General features: G+C 39.7%; 18 protein-coding genes and 1 tRNA gene. 7 read left to right on the top strand and 12 right to left on the bottom strand.

The window, feature by feature from the left end:
• Positions 1 to 4 precede the first annotated feature (4 nt).
• Positions 5 to 844 (top strand): hypothetical protein, encoded by an 840-nt coding sequence (locus L7A31_RS07175; protein ID WP_237360841.1) that lies wholly within the window; start codon positions 5 to 7, stop codon positions 842 to 844.
• A 195-nt stretch (positions 845 to 1,039) separates the two neighbouring features.
• Here the strand turns inward: L7A31_RS07175 and L7A31_RS07170 are convergent, their stop codons facing one another.
• The 4 genes from L7A31_RS07170 to L7A31_RS07155 all read right to left on the bottom strand — a co-directional run bounded on the left by L7A31_RS07170 (position 1,040) and on the right by L7A31_RS07155 (position 4,243).
• Positions 1,040 to 1,291, bottom strand: coding sequence for a hypothetical protein (locus L7A31_RS07170; RefSeq protein WP_237360840.1), 252 nt, complete (start codon positions 1,289 to 1,291; stop codon positions 1,040 to 1,042).
• A gap of 105 nt (positions 1,292 to 1,396) precedes the next feature.
• Positions 1,397 to 2,347 carry a hypothetical protein gene (locus tag L7A31_RS07165; RefSeq protein WP_237360839.1) on the bottom strand — a complete coding sequence of 317 codons (951 nt, stop codon included), beginning with the start codon at positions 2,345 to 2,347 and terminating at the stop codon, positions 1,397 to 1,399.
• Positions 2,348 to 2,780: 433 nt separating this feature from the next.
• Complete coding sequence (gene hemB / locus L7A31_RS07160; RefSeq protein ID WP_237360838.1) at positions 2,781 to 3,770, bottom strand: porphobilinogen synthase; 990 nt, start codon at positions 3,768 to 3,770, stop codon at positions 2,781 to 2,783.
• A 194-nt stretch (positions 3,771 to 3,964) separates the two neighbouring features.
• Positions 3,965 to 4,243, bottom strand: coding sequence for a hypothetical protein (locus L7A31_RS07155; protein ID WP_237360837.1), 279 nt, complete (start codon positions 4,241 to 4,243; stop codon positions 3,965 to 3,967).
• Positions 4,244 to 4,399: 156 nt separating this feature from the next.
• On the opposite strand from L7A31_RS07155, the gene L7A31_RS07150 reads away from it, so the two are divergent.
• Entirely contained in the window at positions 4,400 to 5,299 is a 900-nt protein-coding gene (locus tag L7A31_RS07150; RefSeq protein ID WP_237360836.1) for a LysR family transcriptional regulator, read from the top strand.
• 176 nt (positions 5,300 to 5,475) lie between these two features.
• Here L7A31_RS07150 and L7A31_RS07145 read toward each other — a convergent pair whose 3' ends face one another.
• The 5 genes from L7A31_RS07145 to L7A31_RS07125 all read right to left on the bottom strand — a co-directional run bounded on the left by L7A31_RS07145 (position 5,476) and on the right by L7A31_RS07125 (position 9,705).
• Positions 5,476 to 6,165 (bottom strand): hypothetical protein, encoded by a 690-nt coding sequence (locus L7A31_RS07145; protein WP_237360835.1) that lies wholly within the window; start codon positions 6,163 to 6,165, stop codon positions 5,476 to 5,478.
• A complete protein-coding gene (locus tag L7A31_RS07140; protein WP_237360834.1) occupies positions 6,165 to 7,070 on the bottom strand; it encodes a hypothetical protein in 906 nt (301 codons plus the stop codon). Before L7A31_RS07140 ends, L7A31_RS07145 begins: the two co-directional genes overlap by 1 nt.
• Before the next feature lie 54 nt (positions 7,071 to 7,124).
• Positions 7,125 to 7,865, bottom strand: coding sequence for a hypothetical protein (locus L7A31_RS07135; RefSeq protein WP_237360833.1), 741 nt, complete (start codon positions 7,863 to 7,865; stop codon positions 7,125 to 7,127).
• 275 nt (positions 7,866 to 8,140) lie between these two features.
• Positions 8,141 to 8,752, bottom strand: coding sequence for a hypothetical protein (locus L7A31_RS07130; protein ID WP_237360832.1), 612 nt, complete (start codon positions 8,750 to 8,752; stop codon positions 8,141 to 8,143).
• 164 nt (positions 8,753 to 8,916) lie between these two features.
• Positions 8,917 to 9,705: a substrate-binding periplasmic protein gene (locus L7A31_RS07125; RefSeq protein WP_237360831.1), complete on the bottom strand. Its 789-nt coding sequence runs from the start codon at positions 9,703 to 9,705 to the stop codon at positions 8,917 to 8,919.
• A 254-nt stretch (positions 9,706 to 9,959) separates the two neighbouring features.
• On the opposite strand from L7A31_RS07125, the gene L7A31_RS07120 reads away from it, so the two are divergent.
• From L7A31_RS07120 to L7A31_RS07110, 3 genes are all read left to right on the top strand, one after another.
• Positions 9,960 to 10,553: a LytS/YhcK type 5TM receptor domain-containing protein gene (locus tag L7A31_RS07120; protein ID WP_237360830.1), complete on the top strand. Its 594-nt coding sequence runs from the start codon at positions 9,960 to 9,962 to the stop codon at positions 10,551 to 10,553.
• Positions 10,554 to 10,566: 13 nt separating this feature from the next.
• Positions 10,567 to 12,912 carry a response regulator gene (locus L7A31_RS07115; RefSeq protein ID WP_237360829.1) on the top strand — a complete coding sequence of 782 codons (2,346 nt, stop codon included), beginning with the start codon at positions 10,567 to 10,569 and terminating at the stop codon, positions 12,910 to 12,912.
• Between the two features lie 114 nt (positions 12,913 to 13,026).
• Positions 13,027 to 13,103, top strand: a tRNA-Pro gene (locus tag L7A31_RS07110).
• Positions 13,104 to 13,137: 34 nt separating this feature from the next.
• Here L7A31_RS07110 and L7A31_RS07105 read toward each other — a convergent pair.
• Positions 13,138 to 14,394, bottom strand: a complete 1,257-nt coding sequence (locus L7A31_RS07105) for an MFS transporter (protein WP_237360828.1) — start codon at positions 14,392 to 14,394, stop codon at positions 13,138 to 13,140.
• 422 nt (positions 14,395 to 14,816) lie between these two features.
• On the opposite strand from L7A31_RS07105, the gene uilS reads away from it, so the two are divergent.
• Positions 14,817 to 15,686 (top strand): UilS family quorum-quenching N-acyl-homoserine lactonase, encoded by an 870-nt coding sequence (uilS, locus tag L7A31_RS07100; protein WP_237360827.1) that lies wholly within the window; start codon positions 14,817 to 14,819, stop codon positions 15,684 to 15,686.
• Positions 15,687 to 15,718: 32 nt separating this feature from the next.
• On the opposite strand, the gene L7A31_RS07095 is transcribed toward uilS, so the two are convergent.
• Together L7A31_RS07095 and L7A31_RS07090 are read right to left on the bottom strand one after the other, a co-directional pair.
• The gene (locus L7A31_RS07095; protein WP_237360826.1) at positions 15,719 to 16,738 is read right to left on the bottom strand and encodes a LacI family DNA-binding transcriptional regulator; all 1,020 of its coding nucleotides are present in this window, start codon (positions 16,736 to 16,738) and stop codon (positions 15,719 to 15,721) included.
• A 255-nt stretch (positions 16,739 to 16,993) separates the two neighbouring features.
• The gene (locus tag L7A31_RS07090; protein WP_237360825.1) at positions 16,994 to 18,283 is read right to left on the bottom strand and encodes a carbohydrate porin; all 1,290 of its coding nucleotides are present in this window, start codon (positions 18,281 to 18,283) and stop codon (positions 16,994 to 16,996) included.
• Between the two features lie 1,439 nt (positions 18,284 to 19,722).
• Between L7A31_RS07090 and L7A31_RS07085 the strand changes: the two genes are divergently transcribed.
• Positions 19,723 to 20,421, top strand: a complete 699-nt coding sequence (locus tag L7A31_RS07085) for a cytochrome b (RefSeq protein ID WP_237360824.1) — start codon at positions 19,723 to 19,725, stop codon at positions 20,419 to 20,421.
• Positions 20,422 to 20,585: the final 164 nt, after the last annotated feature.

Raw genomic sequence — 20,585 nt, 5'->3', positions numbered from 1 at the left:
ATCTATGACAACATTAATTTCCTGGCTTACATATGACCAAAGAGGCCCTGCTTCTCTTTATGTTGCTAGTGATAGTCGGCTAAGTTGGGGTCAGCAGGCGTATTGGGACTCTGGTAGAAAAATATACTATTCTGGTAAGCATGCTCTTATTCTAGGATTTTGTGGGGAAGCTATGTTCTGCTCACAAGTTATGTCTCAGATCGTGGCTTATATTGATAGTTGTGATGTATTTGAAAAGACTATAGCTAGTACATCAAGGTTTGATCTTGTTTACAATTTGATCAAACGTAGTTTTGGAAAATACCCTGTAGCTTTTGCATTAGATAGTTTCAAGATCATTTATGCTACAAGAGAAAGTCCGCGTAACTTTCACTCTTATGTTATTAAGTGGGCTAAAAATAAACCAAAGAATCAAAACTGGAGCTATGAAAAGCTTTCACTTCCCTTAAAGACAGGTTTAGTTGAGTCTTTAGGGTCTGGAGCTACTTCCTATAAAAACCATTACCAAAAACTGTACAGTACTTCCGACATTAGTGGGCTAAGCCGCTCATTTTACTCTTCATTGAGCACTTATATTGAGACAAATGAAGATCCACTAACTGGAGGTGCTATACAGCTTGCAGGTTTATTCAATGTTGGAAGCGCCAAAGCTCATGGTGTAATTAAAGGTGAACAACGCTATATCTATGGGATGGAAATTGACCCTCATGACAACATTAATAATGTGAGGTGGGTAAACGAAAGATTTGAGAATTGCGATGGAAATAGTATACAGAGGAAACCAGATGCTCAAATTCAGCCACTACCAAAGGCTATACGTAATCCACTGGGTAATAGCACTTAAATAAATGCTTTTACCCAGGTAGGGATTGCGCCTACGACCTCCTTCAAGTAAATGAAGGCGCTCTAACTATCTGAGCTACTGGGGGATAATCCAACTTTCATCATAATTATATATATAACAACTGTCAAGATGACCTGACAGTGGATAATGCCATTGACCTAAATTATTTCACCACTTATAAATAAGAAAATACACTTATTCACAGAACTCCAAGTTAAAAGATGGCGCGAGCTTTGATTCAAAGCGCCATTGCATAAAACGAGTCACAATCGCTTTACCCATTGCAGTGACACCCTTGAGTACTTTTGTTAGTTCAGTTTCACAGTAGAGCGTTGTTTTCACCTCACCTGTGCTTTGGTCTACTGATAGCTCATAGTAAGGATGGATGGCTTGCTCTTTTCGGCCACAGAACACGCCGCCCATTTTCTCTTTGATAAACTTCTTCATAACACTTCCCATTGTTTGAGGTGCTTTATCGCGAACGCGGCCAACAAACGTAAGGCCAGAATACCTCTACTACTAGTAGGATGATTCTGAGCTAATTAAAACACCTTATTTCAAAGCAAGTTTATCAGCGTTGTCCCCAACAACGTTAGGCTGTATAAACATCAGTTTTTCACCATTTTTGTATATTGATGGGATCGGATGTGTACTACTTGGCGCCTGATAGTAAAAGTAACTGTCCGGCAAGCGGCTAGTTAGCTCCGCCATAAACAGATCAAAACCATTAGTACGATTAAATGGTTCAATATCATGATCTCGGAAGTACTTGGCATTGAACATACCACCAGTTCCAGCATACCGAGTGTCAAAGCTAGTTACCCACTGGTCTTTTGCTTCAATGAAGCTTGTATGCCCTTCTTCCATACTGGACTTTTTATAATTTAGATAAAAATCATTGGAGTAAAAGCCGTACCTAATATCTGTTCCCGCGATGAAATAAGCAGTTTTTCGATATATAGTAGCTCCTATCATTGATTTCCTTTCTGGTTCAATTACTTTGAGTTCTAAATATACACCATGTTCATTTAAAATTGTCATCGCTTCCTTTTGAATTTCTGCAGCAACTTTTCGTGTCGCATCAAGGCCATCTGTAGCAGAAGCTTTTGGTATTGCTGCATACCAGTTTGAATACTTTGAGGGATGATTTGATTTGGCTATATTAGATGCTGTACCTCCTACCACATCAATAGCTCCTGTAAAATTGCCTGACAAGATACGCAGTACACCGAATGCTACGGATAAATTGCCACCAGAGCTAGATCGCTTGTTTAGAGCATCATTGATTTTAGCAATATCCTCCTGTGAGTAGTCTTTCAGTTTACTTTTATTCGTACTCCAAAGAACTTGGTAATCATGTATGAGATATGTTTGATTTGCTATGGAATATGCTTTACTTGGCGGAACAGATTCTTTTTCCTTCGATGTACACCCAGTTAAAACAAACAGAGAGATAACTAATGCTTTAGCCAACTTCATGAGCGTAAGTCCTTTTAATTTCATAAAATTTCGCCAAACAATAACACCTAAAAATGAGGCGATATATTCACATCAAGAATATTGATAAGTACTTCATAAATACTAGAAGAGACAATTTATTGTTATATCAATTATTACATTAGTATTTTCTCAAAATACACTTATTCACAGAACTCCAAGTTAAGAGATGGCAGAAGCTTTGATTCAAAGCGCCATTTCATAAAACGAATCACGATCGATTGGTCCGCAGTTCAAATCTGCGATGGGCCACCATATATAATAAGGCCTGAGAGCGTTTTCGCTTCTCAGGCCTTTTTCGTATCTAGGTGCCGCATTTCTAACTTCTGTACGCTAACGCCGGCACAAAGTAGTAACTTCCCTACAACAGTTAGATCCAATACATAATTTATTGAAGGCAGTGGATATAACGCTACTAGCCACAATCAATGGTTTTATACTAATCACCTTTCGCATTTGCCAACCACTCTGCAACTTGCTTTGTGTAATAACTAACGATTAAATCTGCGCCTGCTCGCTTAAAACCCGTTAAAGTCTCGTACACAACTTTCTCTTCATCTAATGCTCCAGCTAATGCTGCGAATTTTATGGCAGCATATTCTCCGCCAACTTGATAAATAGCTACGGGCAAATGAGTATTTTGACGAAGTTTAGACAGTACATCTAGATACGGTGTTCCAGGCTTAACCATTAGAATATCAGCGCCTTCTTCTTCATCCAATAAAGCGCCATGCAATGCTTGACGACCATTTGCAGGGTCCATCTGATATGATTTACGGTCTCCAATTAACTCACAATCAACGGCTGTACGGAAAGGCCCATAAAAGGACGAAGCAAACTTTATTGCATGAGAAAGAATGGCTACATGCTCAAAGCCCTCACTATCTAGACCTTCACGAATGGCTCGAACTTGGCCATCCATCATTGTTGAAGGAGCAAGCATATCAGCACCTGCCTTTGCAGCTGTTATGCTCTGTTTGACTAGTAGCTGTAGTGTTTCATCATTTTGCACATACCCGTTATGGTACACACCACAATGTCCATGAGTTGTGTATTCACAAAAACAGATATCCGGTATTACAACCATATTAGGACAAGCTGATTTGATAGTTTTAATCATGCGAGAAAGTAAACCACAATCATCCCAAGTATCACTACCTACGTTATCTTTAGTATGAGATATACCAAAAGGCATTACGTAGCGAACACCAAGTTTATAAAGTAGTTTTACCTCATCAGCTAGCATATCCTCTGGGATACGGCTAATACCAGGCATGGTAGGAATAGGTGATTCCTTGGTTAAAGTTTCTTCAACAAATATCGGACATATGAGATCTGACAATTTAAAGTCGTTTTCACATACTAGATTGCGAATATTTTTATTTCTACGTAACCTGTGTAACCTTTTCGTTGGCTTAGTAAGCTGCATATTAATTATTACCTATGATGACTGATGATATTATAAGTCGATGTATGAGTATTGAGGTGATTTTATACTTTGCCTAAACACATGATTATTTGAATTTATTAATATCATGTGTTGGTGAATTTTTATCGGCTATTTAAGCTTTGAGCGTTTTGTCTTTCTCTACTTGGCCGTCATGCTAGACAACGCTGCACCAGCTATGGATAAACCAATACCAACATACAATGCTTTTTTCGCCCAAAGGCATGGGCAACCAGACAATAAATAAGCTGGCTTAAGGCGTACCCCAAGACAAATATAGTCACTACCCATTCAGCCCTATGAGCAGGAGTCGCATAATGATCTGAAATAGCTTCTAGTGCTGGAGATGGCAGAATTGCCCCTACAGAAGCCAAAGGTGATATAACTATCAAATTGAATAGAGGTAACTTTCTCTTTTCATTATCTTGATTTGCGTATGTTACATAGTTACCCATATAGACTCCTCGGTCATTGATGGGCAATAGTAATCAGCATCTATATAAAATAAAATTTAATGTAAGTTAAGATATATTAACTTGAAGTTAATATTCTGTGGGTACGTTATGATTGCAGGTAGAAAGTATGTGAGTATATGAAACGTTGGAAGGTAAATGTATTACAGTATTCGACAAATAGAAGTCTTTCTTAGAACTACCGAGACTTTAAGCATCACGAAAACAGCACAAGCACTAAATATGACAGTTCCTGCTGCTTGGAAGCATATCCACAATCTAGAGCAACTTTGTCAAAAGCAATTATTTTCAAGACAGGGCAAGACATTTTTATTAACCCCAGAAGGAGTTAACCTTGCTAAGAAAGCAGAAGTTTTTTTGCAAGCTAGAGATCAATTGTCGTCTTCAATTGGTCAACTTCATCAAGAAGAACAATCGATTATACACCTATCTATTACCAATACTTTTCAAAGTACAATCTTTTCTTTGCTACGGCCATTTCTAACGCAGTATCCGCATATACAGCTAAAATTTAGTGTGGATAAGTGGGGGGATCAACAAGAAAATTTAGAAGTAAGTCAGCAAGACTTTTTTATCATAAGCGATCCTCTTGCTTATAGTTCAGAATGGCAAACTCACACTTTATTGAGGTCTGATTTTGTACTAACCGCCTCATCATTTCATCCGCTTGCTCATAAAAAAGTGATTGATATACATGATTTAAAACATGCTCAGTTTTTAAGCAGCAACTCACCATCTGCTACACATTTTAATCAAATTAAACTAATGAAAAAGTTAGAGACGACCAAACCACCTCTCTATTTAGACTCATACATGGCAATTAGAGAGGCTGTGAAAGCTAACATGGGAATTGCAATATTGCCGAAGGTGATCCTCAATGACGATATTGATACTAAAAAACTGGCAATTCTTCCTTATGAGGTGGACGATTTTTCAACAGAGCTTGTAATTGTATACAAGAAGAACAAATACCAAACCACTACACATCAATTATTTAAAGATTTTTTAATCAATGAATCTAAGAAGACATTTAAGTAATATAATTAATACTACACCAAGAGAGTAGCTTGATAATAATATTCAGAGATCAATTGAACGAACGATTTAAGGTGGACCATTTACTTTGATTACCGTGGTGTAATTCCATGTTCAGTTTGTTAAAAAACCGCTAGACCGAGTAACTCTTTTTCGGCCTAGCTGACAAAAACATTCAACTAACTGTAGCTGCGTCGTTTTCTACGTGATATGACTTTATAGTTGATTGCTGAAAGGTAATCCTCGCGAAAAAGAGCTGATTCAAGCATGAGCTTAGGTACAAGCAAACGAACAACGGTTCCAGCTCGTACAATGGTCTTGGCTTCTTGGCCTGAGATATAGGAAATATCGCCTTTTTTCACCGTGATGTTTTTATGCAGCGTGGGAACCAAATTAATACTTAGCCCTTTAACCAGCTCAAAGCCAAATAACGTCAGGTTTTTCTTCGGCTGCGAAATCGTTTCCTTGAATTCAACTTCTACCGTTACCTGATCAGATTGCACAATCTCACGCAAGCTATCGACTTGAGGCTTTACCGACGCTGAAAACACCCACTCGTTAAGAATAGGCTCCCACTTACCACTCAGGCGTAAACATTCTTTATAGGTAAATTGATTCTTTCTGCCTGCATTCAGAGTGCAGATTTCAATAGAGCCTTGCTGAGCAAAAGGAAGCGTTAAACGAAAAACGGTGTCGTTAGCAAAATGCTTATTTTTGTCGCTGATATCTTCAACGTGTAAGCGAGACTGACCAAGGGGTAAATCTTGGCTATTTTCATCAATTAAGATTCGGCAAAAGCTATTGCGGTTTCCGTCAACACTGCATTTAAAATAATGCTCACAGCGCTCCAGTACATTAAACTCTCGCATCAAGCGTCACCAAGGCTTTTGTCATTGCCTTTACTCTTGCATCTCCGCTCAATCGCACTAGCCTCTTGGTCGCTGAGTGCTTCCGGCATTGCATGCTTTTCTTGAAGCATCTTTTGAATTCTTTCACCAAATGGGTTGTTAAAGGCATTTCCTTCAGAGATAACATCATCTATGTGTTTGTCATTTTCGGTGAAATGATCGCATTCAAGGCGATGGTTCATTTCTTTGCGAATTTCGTCAAATTGAACATCCATGTCTTCCAAAATAACTTCACGGAACCATTGAGTGAACTTGCGATTAAACTCAAGCTCAAAATTACGTTCAGAGAAATTTTTAACCTCACGCATTTTGTACTTCTTAATAAACTGCTCGACGCGATCCAGTTCGTTCATCGGTACAGGGTAATGAAACAGTTTTTGGCGTGCTCGGTACATCATCTCTTTGGTCGGAGATTCAGCAAGCTGACGAAGACGGATCAAAGAAGGAGGCCACTCTCGATCTTCATCCAAACGTTCCAGCAAGTTGGCTTCCAAGCGTTTGTATGAATCAGCTGTAAGGCTAACTGCAAACTTCATAAAATGAACATCCGGTTCATCGCCAAAGAAGTGCTTCAGTTTAGAACCAAAGGCTTGCATCAACATAAACCAAACTTTCAGGATCTGCTTACTCTGGCCTCTCTGTTTATATTCATCGAGAGCCGCTCTTGATTTAGGGTTCGCAATCACTGAAGTATCACTGGCGTCCGCCGATCCAAAACCTCGGTTTTGTTGATTGGAAATAGGAGTGCGAGCGTTTTTTCCATCCCCTCGCGAGTGCTTAGAAAGTTTACCTAACTGCGCCAATCGCTCTTCAAAAGTCACGCCGAGTTCAGAGACGTTTTTAGGTTTGTTGTAATCATCAGACATAAGTTTAACCCACCAAAAATCAATAAAGTAACCGATTGAACCCAATTAAATCCGCTAAAAATCCATACCATCGTCATGAAGATATTCTTGAAACTTATCTTCAAAAGCACTCAACGCAGATTGCTTGCCTTTAGACTGAGAGTTGTTGTTTGAGTTGCCAAAAGAAAGATCTTTAAATGAATAGATTTTTTGGTGCAGACGATTAATCAGTTGAGACTGAGAAAAGATTTTTTCTCCCGTGTTATGTACATCGGCAACAAATGCATCCCATATGTCCTTACGCCCATGAACACCTTGCTTAAACATTAATCCTTCAGCCCAGTCTGGGATCTCTTCCATATGGATCTGCAGAACATTGTATTGCTTTTCTTCACCAGAGCGGTTCAACGGTGCTATTTGCGATCGCTGGCTTCGGTTCAGTTTACCTTTATTGGTTTTCTTGTTTTGATTCAAACGTTCGTTTTGCTCTTTCGCTAACTCCATCAAGTTCATTTCACGCACAGGCAATGAGTTAACGTTCGGATTGTCTAGGTGCAATGAACCCAGAAAAGTTTCTGCATTGCGATTGTATTCACGAGGAGGAAACTTAATCAGACTGATAGGTGCGCTATTGAAATGACGGATACTAGTTTTGATGATCCCATCACTCAAACCTGTCATCTCAGAAAGCTCAGCAATTGAGGTTTCAAAATTGCCTTTTCTATCTGCGATTTCAGCCAGAGCAAGCAATAGCAGCTTGTCTTCTGCTTTAGCCGCTTTGTAACTCCATGCTAGGTGAGTGAGTTTAGAAGACATTGTGAAAACCTTTGCTGTACATCTATATATTATCGTAAAGCGATATCGGATTAGCAATTTTAAATGTTTTTCCACGCTATGTCTTAATCGATTTCGTTTATCTGGCAGTAGACTTGATTGAAGCGGAGGTTTGGAATAGAAAGTTCAGAAGAAGCTATGGTGCATGAAGCTATGGCGTATATTGCTACCCAAATGTATTCGAACAGCTAAAACGATGCTAAATAAGAGGTAGAGATAGCTACCTCAATAGAAACAAGCATTTTAGAAATACTTCCTCAAAGCATCTTCAGTTTATTGTTATCAACCGTCACATCACCAGATACTAGCCTAGCTGATACTTGATCTAACTTGGATGTTGATATTTCGCTGACAAGTTTAGACTGCTTAGAGACCGCATTGTTTTTAACGGCCTCAAGGTTCGACTCTGCAAGCCTTAAGTTTGTTGTCACTGTCTCTAAATTATCGAAATAAGCTCTAAAATCAACAGCGCTGAAGTCATTTTCAGCCACCTCGAAATTTGATTGAGCCGTATCGAGCTTATCTTGAGCAACTGTGACTTCACTTTGCACTGCCTTAAGCTTTCTCAAATAGTAATGATCTTTCGCTGCCGTAATCACTCTACTGTTACATTGAACTTTCTCAGTCCAGTAAATGATATCCGTTTTAATTCCAGGATAGTATTGGACATACTCTCCACCGTACACTTTATTCGTGAATGGTCCAGCAGTGCTCAGGTAGTTACCCACAACGAAGCTTGTTTTGTTACCCGTGATAAGCTCGACTGAGGAGCTGGCTGAGTAGCTGATTTCATTTGCCGTTGTTAATTCAATCCCCTTCCAATCACCTGGACCTACCTTCCCTGATTGCCCAGCAATATCACCACTCATTGCCTTTCCTCACGAACATCCCCTACTAGCGCAATTGATAACTAAGTGCACCAGCTCTATTGGCGAGTAGAGTACGTCAACAACATGAACCATTTATGACTCGTTTATCGATCTAGAAGCAATTACTGAGTCCATTGAGGAAGGTGCTTTACTATGACTCTCTACTAATTGAAATCCTCTGACCGCACTAACTGCGAGTCAACTGGAACAGGGGGAGTGACACCATGTTTGTTATAAATTTCCGTGATCCTTCCTGATACGGACATATTTTTCAGCATGGTATTTAGCTCTTTGTATATAGAAGCTCGTGGGGATTTTTTTGACATACCGTAATAGTTTGGAAAACGCTTCACAAAGGAATATGGGGCATAAACCCAGTCTGAAAAATTGGCCTTTTTCGCTGCATATTCAAAGGCTTTACCATCAATAATAATCGCGACTTTAAACCGCTTACCTCTAAGCATTTTTACTATCTGATCATCATCGGTTGTTTCGACTTTTTCTATTTTGTCATCTTCGTTAAATTTCTTGAAATAGCTTGTGCCCCGTTTGACTCCAACTGGATATTTATATAAGTCGTCATACGACTGAATGATGTCTTTGTTTTGCTTGAGAACAACAAAGTTCATCATTTGTTCTTGAAAGCCAATCGGCCCTAGATAATTGGTAAATTTTGCACGCTCTTCTGTCCAGAAATACCGAGGAACAATATCAACTAGTCCATATTCAAGATCGCGCGAGCTTCGCTTAAATGGTGCAAACCGCCATTCAACTCGATAACCCATCTTGGCGCTTGCTTCTTCCAATATGTCTTTGAGTGGTCCAGTAAAGCTGCTGTTTTCGACCACCATTTGTGGCGGACGATTTCGATAGTCAGCTGTTAATACTCTTTCTTTAGAAAAAGTAGAATAAGAAACAATGAGCAATGTTATAGCTAAGATAAGCTCTTTCATCTATTTTCCATCGTAAATTGCATGAGAGCCCGGCCGTAAATCCATTCAACCCTCTTTCTTACTATACAGTTTAGCTGCTTTTAGTTCAGTAGCTCGCCTTTTGTGTCTGGAAATCATTTATTCTCAACCGTTTAATTTCACCAACTGAATTATTTTTAAGAGATATGACAAACAACATGCGTTTCTCGTGTTCTATAGTTTATGGACAACCGGAGTTGCTGGCTCGTGCAGAATTGTGAACATGGGGAACCGTAATGAGCAATCACTGGGAATATGTATTTAGTGCAATCTTATTACTGGCGCTGGTCAGTATTTATGAATTCATTACCAGTTCGGTGCAGTTTGACTCCAAAAGGCAAGAAGAGTTGTTGTCTGGTTGTGGCGTTGGTGTCGTCACTATTATTTTGCTCAATAACCCAGTAAACATCAGCGAAGGGATCTTTGTCGACTCCCGGTGGGTTTGGCTCAGCTGCTGCGCAATATTTTTAAATTGGCGAGTGGTTGTCATCGGCGGCATCATAGCGGCTACATATCGATACATACAAGGTGGCGCGGGCGCTTTTCCCGGCGTCATGACAGTAGTAGTTTCCATTGCTATTGGCTTTTTGTGGCGTTGGGTATTAGTGCTAAATCAGTGGAAATTCAGATGGTATTTACACTACCTGTTTGCTTTCTCTTTAGAAGTCGCCATTCTGATTGTGTTGTATACCTTTATGCCGTTCAATAAAGGACCAATGGTCGTTTCTGTCGTTCTTGGCCCCCTACTTGTTGTCTTCCCAATTTTGAGCACAGTTCTATCTCTGTTATTGCAACACCATTATCGAAAGGGTGTGGCTGGATTTAAATAGAGGAAAGCAATAGATGCACATACGACAATCAAGCAACCGAAGCTTCCTACTCTCGCTACTTATCGCCAGTGGCTTCATTGCACTGGCGTTTATTCAAGATGAAATCGCCAACCATATCTTGCATATAGAACAGAAGAAATATAACAGTCAGTCCATTATCGGTAACATTAAACACACTCTGCTCGATATGGATAAACTGAGTGAAGAGCACAACTCTAAACTGCTCACCCATTGGAGCTATAAGGGTAGGAGCTTAGCTTCTCTAGCACAAAATGATCAGATCTGGTTTGATCACTTCGGTTTTGAGAAGGCAGAGTTAGCAATACTTTTGTCGGTTTTGAAAGAAGAAAAACAGCTGTTCAACAGCATCGCGATAGAAAAGCAAAACCTCACATCTCACTTAAATAATTTGGTTGTTCGACTAGACCATGTTTTATCCATGGCAAGTCAAAGGCTCGAGCAAGAAAAGCAGCTTCAGCTAGATAAGAAGGCCTCCATGTACAGAAAATTTGGTTGGCTGCTAATTATCATCGTTTTGGCTATTATGATGGAGTATTTATGGGGAAAGCAGAAAGTCGTTGCACCGATAGAACTTCTGACCAAAACAGCTCACAGCCTTTTTAAAGGGAATTATAAAGAGCGCGCCAATATTGACATTGATAATGAAGTCGGTGAACTAGCCAAAACCTTCAATAAAATGGCCAGTGCGATAGAAAACGATATCGAAGAAAGAGTCAGAACAGAGATTGAACTGCAGCAATCAAAAGAGATTGCTGAAAAAGCCACCAAGGCAAAGTCTGAGTTCTTGGCCAACATGTCACATGAAATCCGCACGCCAATGAATGCCATCCTTGGCATGTCCTATCTTGCTCTAGGCACTGACTTAGATGAAAAGCAGCGAGACTATATCGAAAAGTTACATACCTCTTCTCAGTCTCTACTTGTCATCATTAACGACATATTAGACTTTTCAAAGATCGAAGCCGGAAAGCTAGAATTCGAGATTACACCATTTGCACTTGATAGCGTCCTAGAAAATGTATCCAACATCATTGCGCTCAAAGCACAAGAAAAAGGTTTAGAAATACTGTTTGATATTCACAGTGATGTGCCCCAGGCCTTATTAGGAGATCCCCATCGACTAGGGCAGATCCTTATCAACCTAACTGGCAATGCGCTGAAGTTTACTGACACAGGTGAGATCCTCATCCAAATACGTTTACTTCGAGAGCACAAGGGTAACGTTGAACTGGAATTTGCTGTGGTAGACACTGGCATAGGAATGTCACCCGAACAAAGTGAACGTTTGTTTCAGTCGTTCACTCAAGCCGATGCATCAACAACAAGAAAATATGGTGGAACAGGTCTTGGCCTTGCAATATGTAAGCGACTAGTGGAGATGATGCACGGAAGCATCAGAGTAGAAAGTGTGTTGGGCCATGGCTCGAAAATCCTCTTTAATGCTCGCTTCCAACAAGATGAAAAAGCAGCAAGTAAACCAAACAAGAGCCTTCCATCTATTTTACCTGAGAAGCCTGAATTAAGAGTCCTAGTTGTCGATGACAATGAAAAGTCCAAAAGAATCTTAACTGGAATGCTGAACGCTTGGGGCTTGCAAGCTATAGCTACCAGCTCAGCTAGTGAAGCGATAACAATACTCCACTCCCCACCAAATGACACAGCTTTTGATTTAGTTATTATCGATAGACAAATGCCAGAAGTAGATGGCATTGAGGCTATAGAGAGAATCCAAGCAAGCGATGATATTTCCTCGACTCCCGCTATCTTAATGATCACCAGCTACGAAAAAGAAAGCGCTCTACAAGCAGCAGAGAAAGTCGATTTATCTGGAAGTATTGTAAAACCGTTCACACCTTCAACCGTTGCGAAACAAATCGTAAAAATATTTGCCAAAGAAGACATCACTCCAGAAAACAAGAGCAAGAACACCGAAAAACCAAATAAGTTAGACTGCATCAAGGGTTCCAGAATATTGGTTGTTGAAGATAACGAAATAAATCAGCATTTAGCGTACGAGCTTCTTACACGAACTGGATTTTACGTCACCTTAGCGGACAATGGGTTGCAATGTCTTGAGTGCTTAGCAAAAGACGAGTTTGACTTAATTCTGATGGATATACAGATGCCAGAAATGGATGGCTACGAAGCGACAACAAAAATTCGGGAGAACAGTCAGTTTTTAACAATGCCCATCATTGCCATGACTGCCAATGCGACCAATGAAGATAAAGAAAAGTGCCTAGAGATCGGTATGGATGACCATATACCGAAACCTATAGAACCGAATAAACTATTCCTTTCGCTACTGAAGTGGATCAAGCCGCGTGATACCACTTAACTTATCGCAAAATCAAAAGTATGCTGCCATCATCACAGTATAACTGTACATAGATTAACCGTTAATACTCAATGAGTTGACAATCATTTTATGAGTAGTTAATTTAGTGTCCATCGGACTGTAGCGCAGCTTGGTAGCGCACCGTCATGGGGTGTCGGGGGTCGGAGGTTCAAATCCTCTCAGTCCGACCATTTTCTCTTCTTAAAGACACCCATCCACACTTTTTTACTCTGTCACTCGTCTCTGATTGTTTTTCATTTGTTGGCTTTTGTAATTGACGGACAAATAGGTCAGCGCTGAAAAAGCGATAACGTAAACAGCAGGCATCAGCACATAACCGTTATCAACCAAGGTCGCGGCCAATATTGGTGCTGTGCCACCAAATATTGCGGCAGAGACGCTATAAGCCAAACTTCCGCCTGTGCAACGCACTTCCACTGGTAAATTGTCAAACATGTATTTGAATATGCAGGCCGAAACACCAGCATTCGCTAGAGTGTACAACACAAAACTTGTGACTATCATTGGATGAGATTGAATGCTCGCGCCATAAAACTGGATAAACGCCATCACACCAATCGTTGGAATACTCAGCTTAAGCACCCTCATATACCCTAACCTTTCCGCTAAAAGAGCAAACAGCGGAATTAGCACGGTCACCGAGCCTTGTACAATCGTCATACTAAGCGATGCGGAGCTTGGACTATAGCCGAGCTTGGTAATCATGTAGCTAACAAAGTAAACATTTGATGTGTAAACATAAACACAGAGGAATGCACCAATGATTGCGATTTTGAAAACGCCAATTTTGTGCTTCGCCAGCTGACTGAATATTTTACTACCATGACCTGAATTTTTGGCTTTCATTTGCACAAACTCGGGAGATTCAGCGAGCTGTTTTCTAAAGCATGCCAGTGCAATGGAAATTACCCCAACGGCGATAAAAGCAACCTGCCACATATTTGGATTTGAGCTCAGGCTAACCAAATAGGCCACACCGCCACCAAAGAACATACCAGCAGATGCAGCAGTTCCAATCCAGGCACCAGCAAGAATACGGTTTTTACTGGCGTGCTCAATAAGAAAAATAGAAGAGTTATTAAATTCCCCTGAAACAGCGAAGCTTTGCGCCAGTCGGCAAACAAGCAGCAGAGCTGGCGCGAACATACCAATCTGTCCATAGCTTGGTATAACACCAATAGCAGCAGTCGCGATACCGGCAAGAAGTGAGCTAAATATTAGGGGTTTTCTACGACCTTTTTTGTCTGCGTAAAGGCCGAAAACTATTCCCCCTAGCGGCCGACCAATATAGCTGATAGCAAAAATCGCATAGGTAAGAATAAGAGGCAGATCGCTGCCAGAAGACTTGTCAGGAAAGAAATAATGGCTGATAGCCACTCCAAGGTACATGTAGAGTGCGTATTCCAACCACTCCATAAATACTACGCTTGAAGCAAGCAAAGTAATTTTATTGTTTTTCATAGCGATATATTTCTGCAAGGTTTAGTTATCGACTCAAAACCAATAGAGCCAAATTGATAGCGCAAGATTCTATCACTCTTTGCTATCAGCCCCCAAAATAGCCTTTGGGAATAGCTCATGAAGCGTTGCAATTCAAGTAAATCCAACATTGAAACTGAGGTTATGCTAAATCCCGAGGCCGATTAATTATTGAAGATTACTACTATTAAAAAATAATCATACAATCTAAAGTGTGAATTTTTCAGGACAGTAAATAACCTTAAGAAAGTTAGAGATACACAAGATCTAACAACAAATATTTGCTTTTATCCACCACATATAGGTATGTTCGCAACAACATAATTCGCAATTCATTTGCTAATTACATATCAGTCATCAAGGCTATCAATCGCACCAATTATTATAAAAGCAAGGAACTACAAATGTTTAAAAACGTCACTTTTGATTCTCACGGTTCAACTCTAGCAGGCCATCTTTATACTCCAGAAAAAGCAAACAACGAAGTATCGCCGCTTATCATACTTTGTCACGGTTTCTGCGGCGTAAAAGAACTTCTACTTCCTGAGTATGCAGCGTATTTTGCCGAGCAAGGTTACTTTGCTCTGACCTTCGATTATCGAGGCTTTGGTGAAAGTGAAGGAGAACCAGGCCGGTTGGTTCCTGAATTACAAATAGAAGATATTCACTCAGCAATTGAATGGGCAACTCAGCAAGCGAATATCGATGCAAGTCGAATTGGCCTTTGGGGTAGCTCATTTGGTGGGGCAAATGCAATTATTGCTGGAAGCCAATCAGATAAGGTGCAATGTGTTGTTTCCCAGTTGACATTTTCTGACGGTGAAGAAGTCATTACTGGAGAAATGTCTGAAGAAGAAAAGGCCAAATTTCTCGCGACACTAGAGCGAATGAGAGATAAGAAAGAGAAGACAGGCAAAGAGATGATGGTGCCGATCTCAAAAGTATTGAGCGACCCTCAATCTATTGAGTTCTTCAACCAGTACAAGGAAGATTTTCCTGCACTTACCATTAAAATTCCTTTCTTAACTGTTTGGGAAACCATTAACCACAAACCAATCAACGCACTGCCTAACTTAGACAAACCATTGCTTATCGTTGCAGCCAGCAATGACGGAGTAAATCCAGTCAGCGAATCTGAAAAGTTATATAGTGCAGCAAATGAGCCGAAAGAACTGTATATCGAGCAAGATGCTACCCACTATCAAATTTATCATGGCGAAAAATTTAAGTCGGTCGCTAAGAAAGAGCTAGATTGGTTTAACAAGTATCTCTAAGTGCTAATGGCTAGGCAGTATGAAAGTACTGCCTAGTACACATGCTGCATATTTTGGGCGACAGCCCCCACAGAATCTCGTACAACCAAAGCCGGAACAAGGTTAAAATTCACATCATGTTCTTGGTTATTAATCTTTTGCAAAATGAGTTGAACTGCCTCTAAGCACATTTGTTCTACTGGGAATTTCACCGTAGTTAGTGGACTCGCAAGGTAACGAGTGAACATATGGTTATTAAAACCGATCAGTGAGATTTGTTCAGGAACCTTATAGCCTTGTTCTTGCAGTGACTTCAGAGCCCCAAAAGCCAATTGATCGTAACAGGCGAAAACGGCACTGAACTCTTCTTTTCTGTTAAGGAGTTTTTGCATTGCATGCGCTCCGGATTCGCAAGTCAATCGCGCTTGTGATACCAAGGCTTCACTGTAATTTAACCCCGCCTCTTCTATCGCAGTACGATAACCTTGCAATCTCTCACGAGCTTCAGAACTGTCCAAAGGACCGCTAATGCACGCTATCTTCTTGTGCCCCATTTTCAACAAATATTGAGCTGCCAATTTTCCACCAAGCTCATTGTCAATATTGATACAACTGGTTTCGATTTCAGGAATATAGCGGTTGACCACAACCACCGGAATATCTTGGGCTTCTAGAGAAATTAGGTAGTCATCAGATAGATGAGGTGTGTAAAGAATGAGCGCATCTACGCGGCGTCCCAATAAAAACTCTACCGAGCGTCGTTGGCTATTTTCAGTACTTGAGCCTGCTGAGGCCAGAACGTGATAATTGCACTCACGTAGTTTGTCTTCAATATTCTTCAAGGTATCGGCATAAAGTGGCTCGGAAAAATCGGGAACAACCACTCCAATACATCCGCTACCGCTGGCAAAAGAAGGAGATTTCATCACTTTCTTGCGATAAGAGAGTGCATCAATGGCCTTTTCGACTTTTAGCTTCTTATCATAAGCGACTCGACTGGTGCCATTAATCACTCGAGAAACTGTGGCTTGAGAGACTCCTGCTAGTTCTGAAATATCTTTAATCGTAGCCACAACTCTCCCCTTTCTATCATCACTTGGAAACTTAGGAAACAAAATGTAACCGGTTTCAGAGGTTCTGATAATAAATAATATTCAATGAATTGTGTGGAAATAGATCACATTTCTTTGACTAAGATTTCGTCATTTAGCTGAAATGGTGACGTATATAACAGATATAAGCGGAGAAAGTTGGGGAGAAAAGATATTTGCAAGGTTCACTCAGCCCAAGTGCTGAGCTGAGTGAATAGTTAAATCAACTTAGACTCGTTACCACCATGCTTCCCACATCGCACCAACGGTCAACGTATCTTGTTTTGTTGCGCTAGTGAAAGCACCATTTGTTCCGATCGATTGCTCGTTATCTGCGTCACCGACCGTGGTGTAAAAGCGTAGCATTGGTCTTTGGTCACTGCCTTTGCCGAAGGAAATATTCTGAGATAGCGTCACCTTCCAAGAGCTATTCGTAATGTCTTCATTGCTAAAATCGACTCTATCATAGCCAAACTCTAGCCACGTAGAATTCACGTCATCCCAAAAATACATTGGGCGAACAACAGCATTGTAATCCTTACGATCATATTGAGAATACTCACCGTCTTTGTACGTTTGGAAAGCTGTCAAATAAGCAACAGATGCACTTTGGTTGAAATCGTAGCTACCATCAAAACTGAAAAGCAGAGCTTGCTGATCCTTAGTTTTATCGAGAACTTTGTCTTTCGCGTTATCTGAATAGCGAACAACGATATTGTTGTTATCTAGGTTGAACTTGGCTGCTACTTGATAAGCGTTAATACGATTTCCAGAGTTGGCGTCCGATTTGTCATCAAAACCCCAGTTCGCATACAGTGTTACACCACTACTTTCACCAAAAGATATCCCATGCAAGGTGGTGGTAATAGCGTAGTCGCCGTTTGAACTATCATCAGGCCCACTATCTACTGCACTAACAAAACTCGCATCAAGCTTTAGGGTCTCCGACAGTGCGAAATTATTGAAACCTGCGCCCTGACCATCGGTTGTCATCCAATAATAGTCATTCAGATCGGTCTGGATCCTTTGGTTAAAGTTGCGACCAGCCCAAATATAAAGATTTGGTTGAGACTCATATAAATTGGTGACACCAGCATATGCCTTTGGCACTTCAACATTGTCGCCCCAATGATTAAACATAACGTCAATGTTCCAAATTGCACCGGTATCGTTGCTAAATGTTTTGCCAAACTGAAACTCTCCACCGTTACCTTCGTTACCTAGCCGTCCTGTCGCATTACCATTTAGGGCATCATCAGTGGATACAAGCTTTGAATCTCCTGCTTGATACGCCGCACCATAACGAGCGTAACCACTAAAATGGATGCCGAAAGTATCATCTGATTGGGAGCTAAGCACTTCAGGTTGCTGAGATTCCTGTTCGCTGTACTCTTTATCAAATTTTTCCTCTAGCTCTTGGATACGCCGACTAAGATCATCAATGTCTTTATTGTCAGCATATGAAGGAATAGAAAGAATTGCTGTAGAAACGGATAACACCACTGGTAATAGTTTCGAGCTTTTCATAATGTGCCCCTAGTTTTAATAAGTATTTTTGTGCTGGACACATACTAGGAAATGAAAGGGCTGAAAGTTTAATGACCATTCACATCATTTATGAAACATGGCTATCTCAACAATTAAATCTCAAGGTTAAGTTACCTGGAATGTGTTTATCATCATGCTGTTAGAAACAACTCCAATTAGAACACCCAAAGAGGAAACCGGTTACATTATTGTCAATTATTTATGCTTGAGTCACAAATAACACAGTAAACAACCTTAAGAAAAAACCGCTATTTTTGAAAGTTTTCATCATTGTGAAAACTTTCATATTATTTTGATCAGGTTTTATCCGCTATTAAGTCACATCTCCTATTTTCGCTCACTTTACCCCTGAGGCGAATAGCAACAAACCATATAGAGTATTCAACTCAAAAAAGTAAGAGCGTATCATGGCATAATTCCTACCATGAAAAGTGTAGAGTTCAATAGCCTAATAGAGCTAGAAGCTATATTACCCTTCTCTACCCGTCAGCAATATATTCAACAATCTAGGTTCAATTGAAAATTGCAGCTCTGCAACTCTTAACCTCTACAGAGAAACGGCGCTCTCTTGGGTGAGAAGTACTTTATTCAAACACAAGGAGAATCTCTATATGGAGGAATCAAGTCACTCGGTATTATACTGTCCTACATCAAACTAGGAGATAGTGGTACCTACCAAGGTGCCGATGTATCGAAGAAAACTCGTCAAAGACCAAAGACTACGTTGAGTCGACACTACTCAGTAGGTTTAACACAGGTAACTAAACATATTGAAAGAACAACTAGGCTAACTTTGTATACTTTAGGTCCATGTTTATAATCTTCGAAATTTGTTGTTAGTAATAATCATGTTAATTTTATTGAAGGAAACAGGCAATAAATTTGGGAAATTAGACTTTATTATTTGACTGGAATGAAGATCAATTAAGAACAAGTTTTTACACAAAAGAAGTAATACTTATAACTTCTTGATTTCAAAATGGTATATCTAATTATCAAAATTTGACAACAAAGGCATTAACCTAAAAAATAGTGAAAGTTAGAATAATTGCTCTTTTTTAATTTAATAATAAACATAGAAATTAAATCAAATAAGTACAGAGTTTACATAACAATTACAATAAAGTTAAAAAACCATAAAAGCAAAATATAGGCAATTATTATTGCACACTTCTTGCATAAGAACAAAATATACAAACTCCAATTAATTAGAACTTTTACTAAAAACCATAAGCATATGATTAATAAAATAAAAAGCATCAAACATATTGAGAGGATAATAAAATTATCAATATAAGTTAAAAAAGACACGCTCCTTCCTCCAATAGTATTAATTCAAGGTATTACTAGGCATTAAATGGTAGATAGGAAATCTTGTATATAATGCAGATACAACCAACTTCATATTTGGAGGAACTATGACTATTCAAGGATACGACCCACTATCCAAACTTCTTCATTGGACAATGGCTGCAGTAATAATTTACGCGACTCTTGCTGGCTATATCATGCATTTAGTGGTAGATAATAAAGCACTGTTTTCTTTGTTATCTACATTAAATATATCTCTAGCCACAATCGCTACACCATTGTTTATCGTTCGATTCATATGGAGGTTTTTCCGCAACACACCTGAACTCCCCTCATCAGTATCTAAGCTTCAAAAAAACGCCGCCAAATTTATTCACTCACTGATCTACCTTATGATGTTTCTTGTATTTAGCAGTGGATTTCTAATGTTGGAAAAAAGCTATTTTCTTTTTTGGATGTTCAATGTACCCAACCTTTTGGACAACCAACCCGTCAACGAGTTTTTTTTCATGGTACACCGTGGCTCATGCGCGACATTAGCCGTTTTATTTACATTGCATGCTACAGCCGCATTGAAGCATCATTTTTTCGATAAAGATGATGTCCTAAAACTAATGTTACCTAAAATGCTATACGTAAGAAAAACCCGAGCTGTTAAATTCCCCAAAAATAATCAATCTACCTATATATACACTGGATATCGAGAATTGATTGTTAATCTAACCTACCAGTACACAATGAAGAAAAGTGCCGGCTTTTTAATGAGTACGCCAGATAACCTAAAAGAGACCCCCGCAACCAAATAGGTTACGGGGTTCATTTCTTGCCTTTATCATCCCTGCTCCATTAAACTCAATAAGTGTTTCTGCCAAAGAAATCGTAACTGAGCTAACGATAAATGCTGAAACTTTTCCACTCCCGAGTCGAGTGAAACAAGGCCCCTTTTTTTTTCTTGATACAACTATTACTA

Source organism: Vibrio marisflavi CECT 7928, assembly GCF_921294215.1.
Taxonomy (GTDB): Bacteria; Pseudomonadota; Gammaproteobacteria; order Enterobacterales; family Vibrionaceae; genus Vibrio; species Vibrio marisflavi.
Note: the sequence above shows the minus strand (reverse complement) of the source record. Positions and strands in the feature narration are given on the sequence as shown.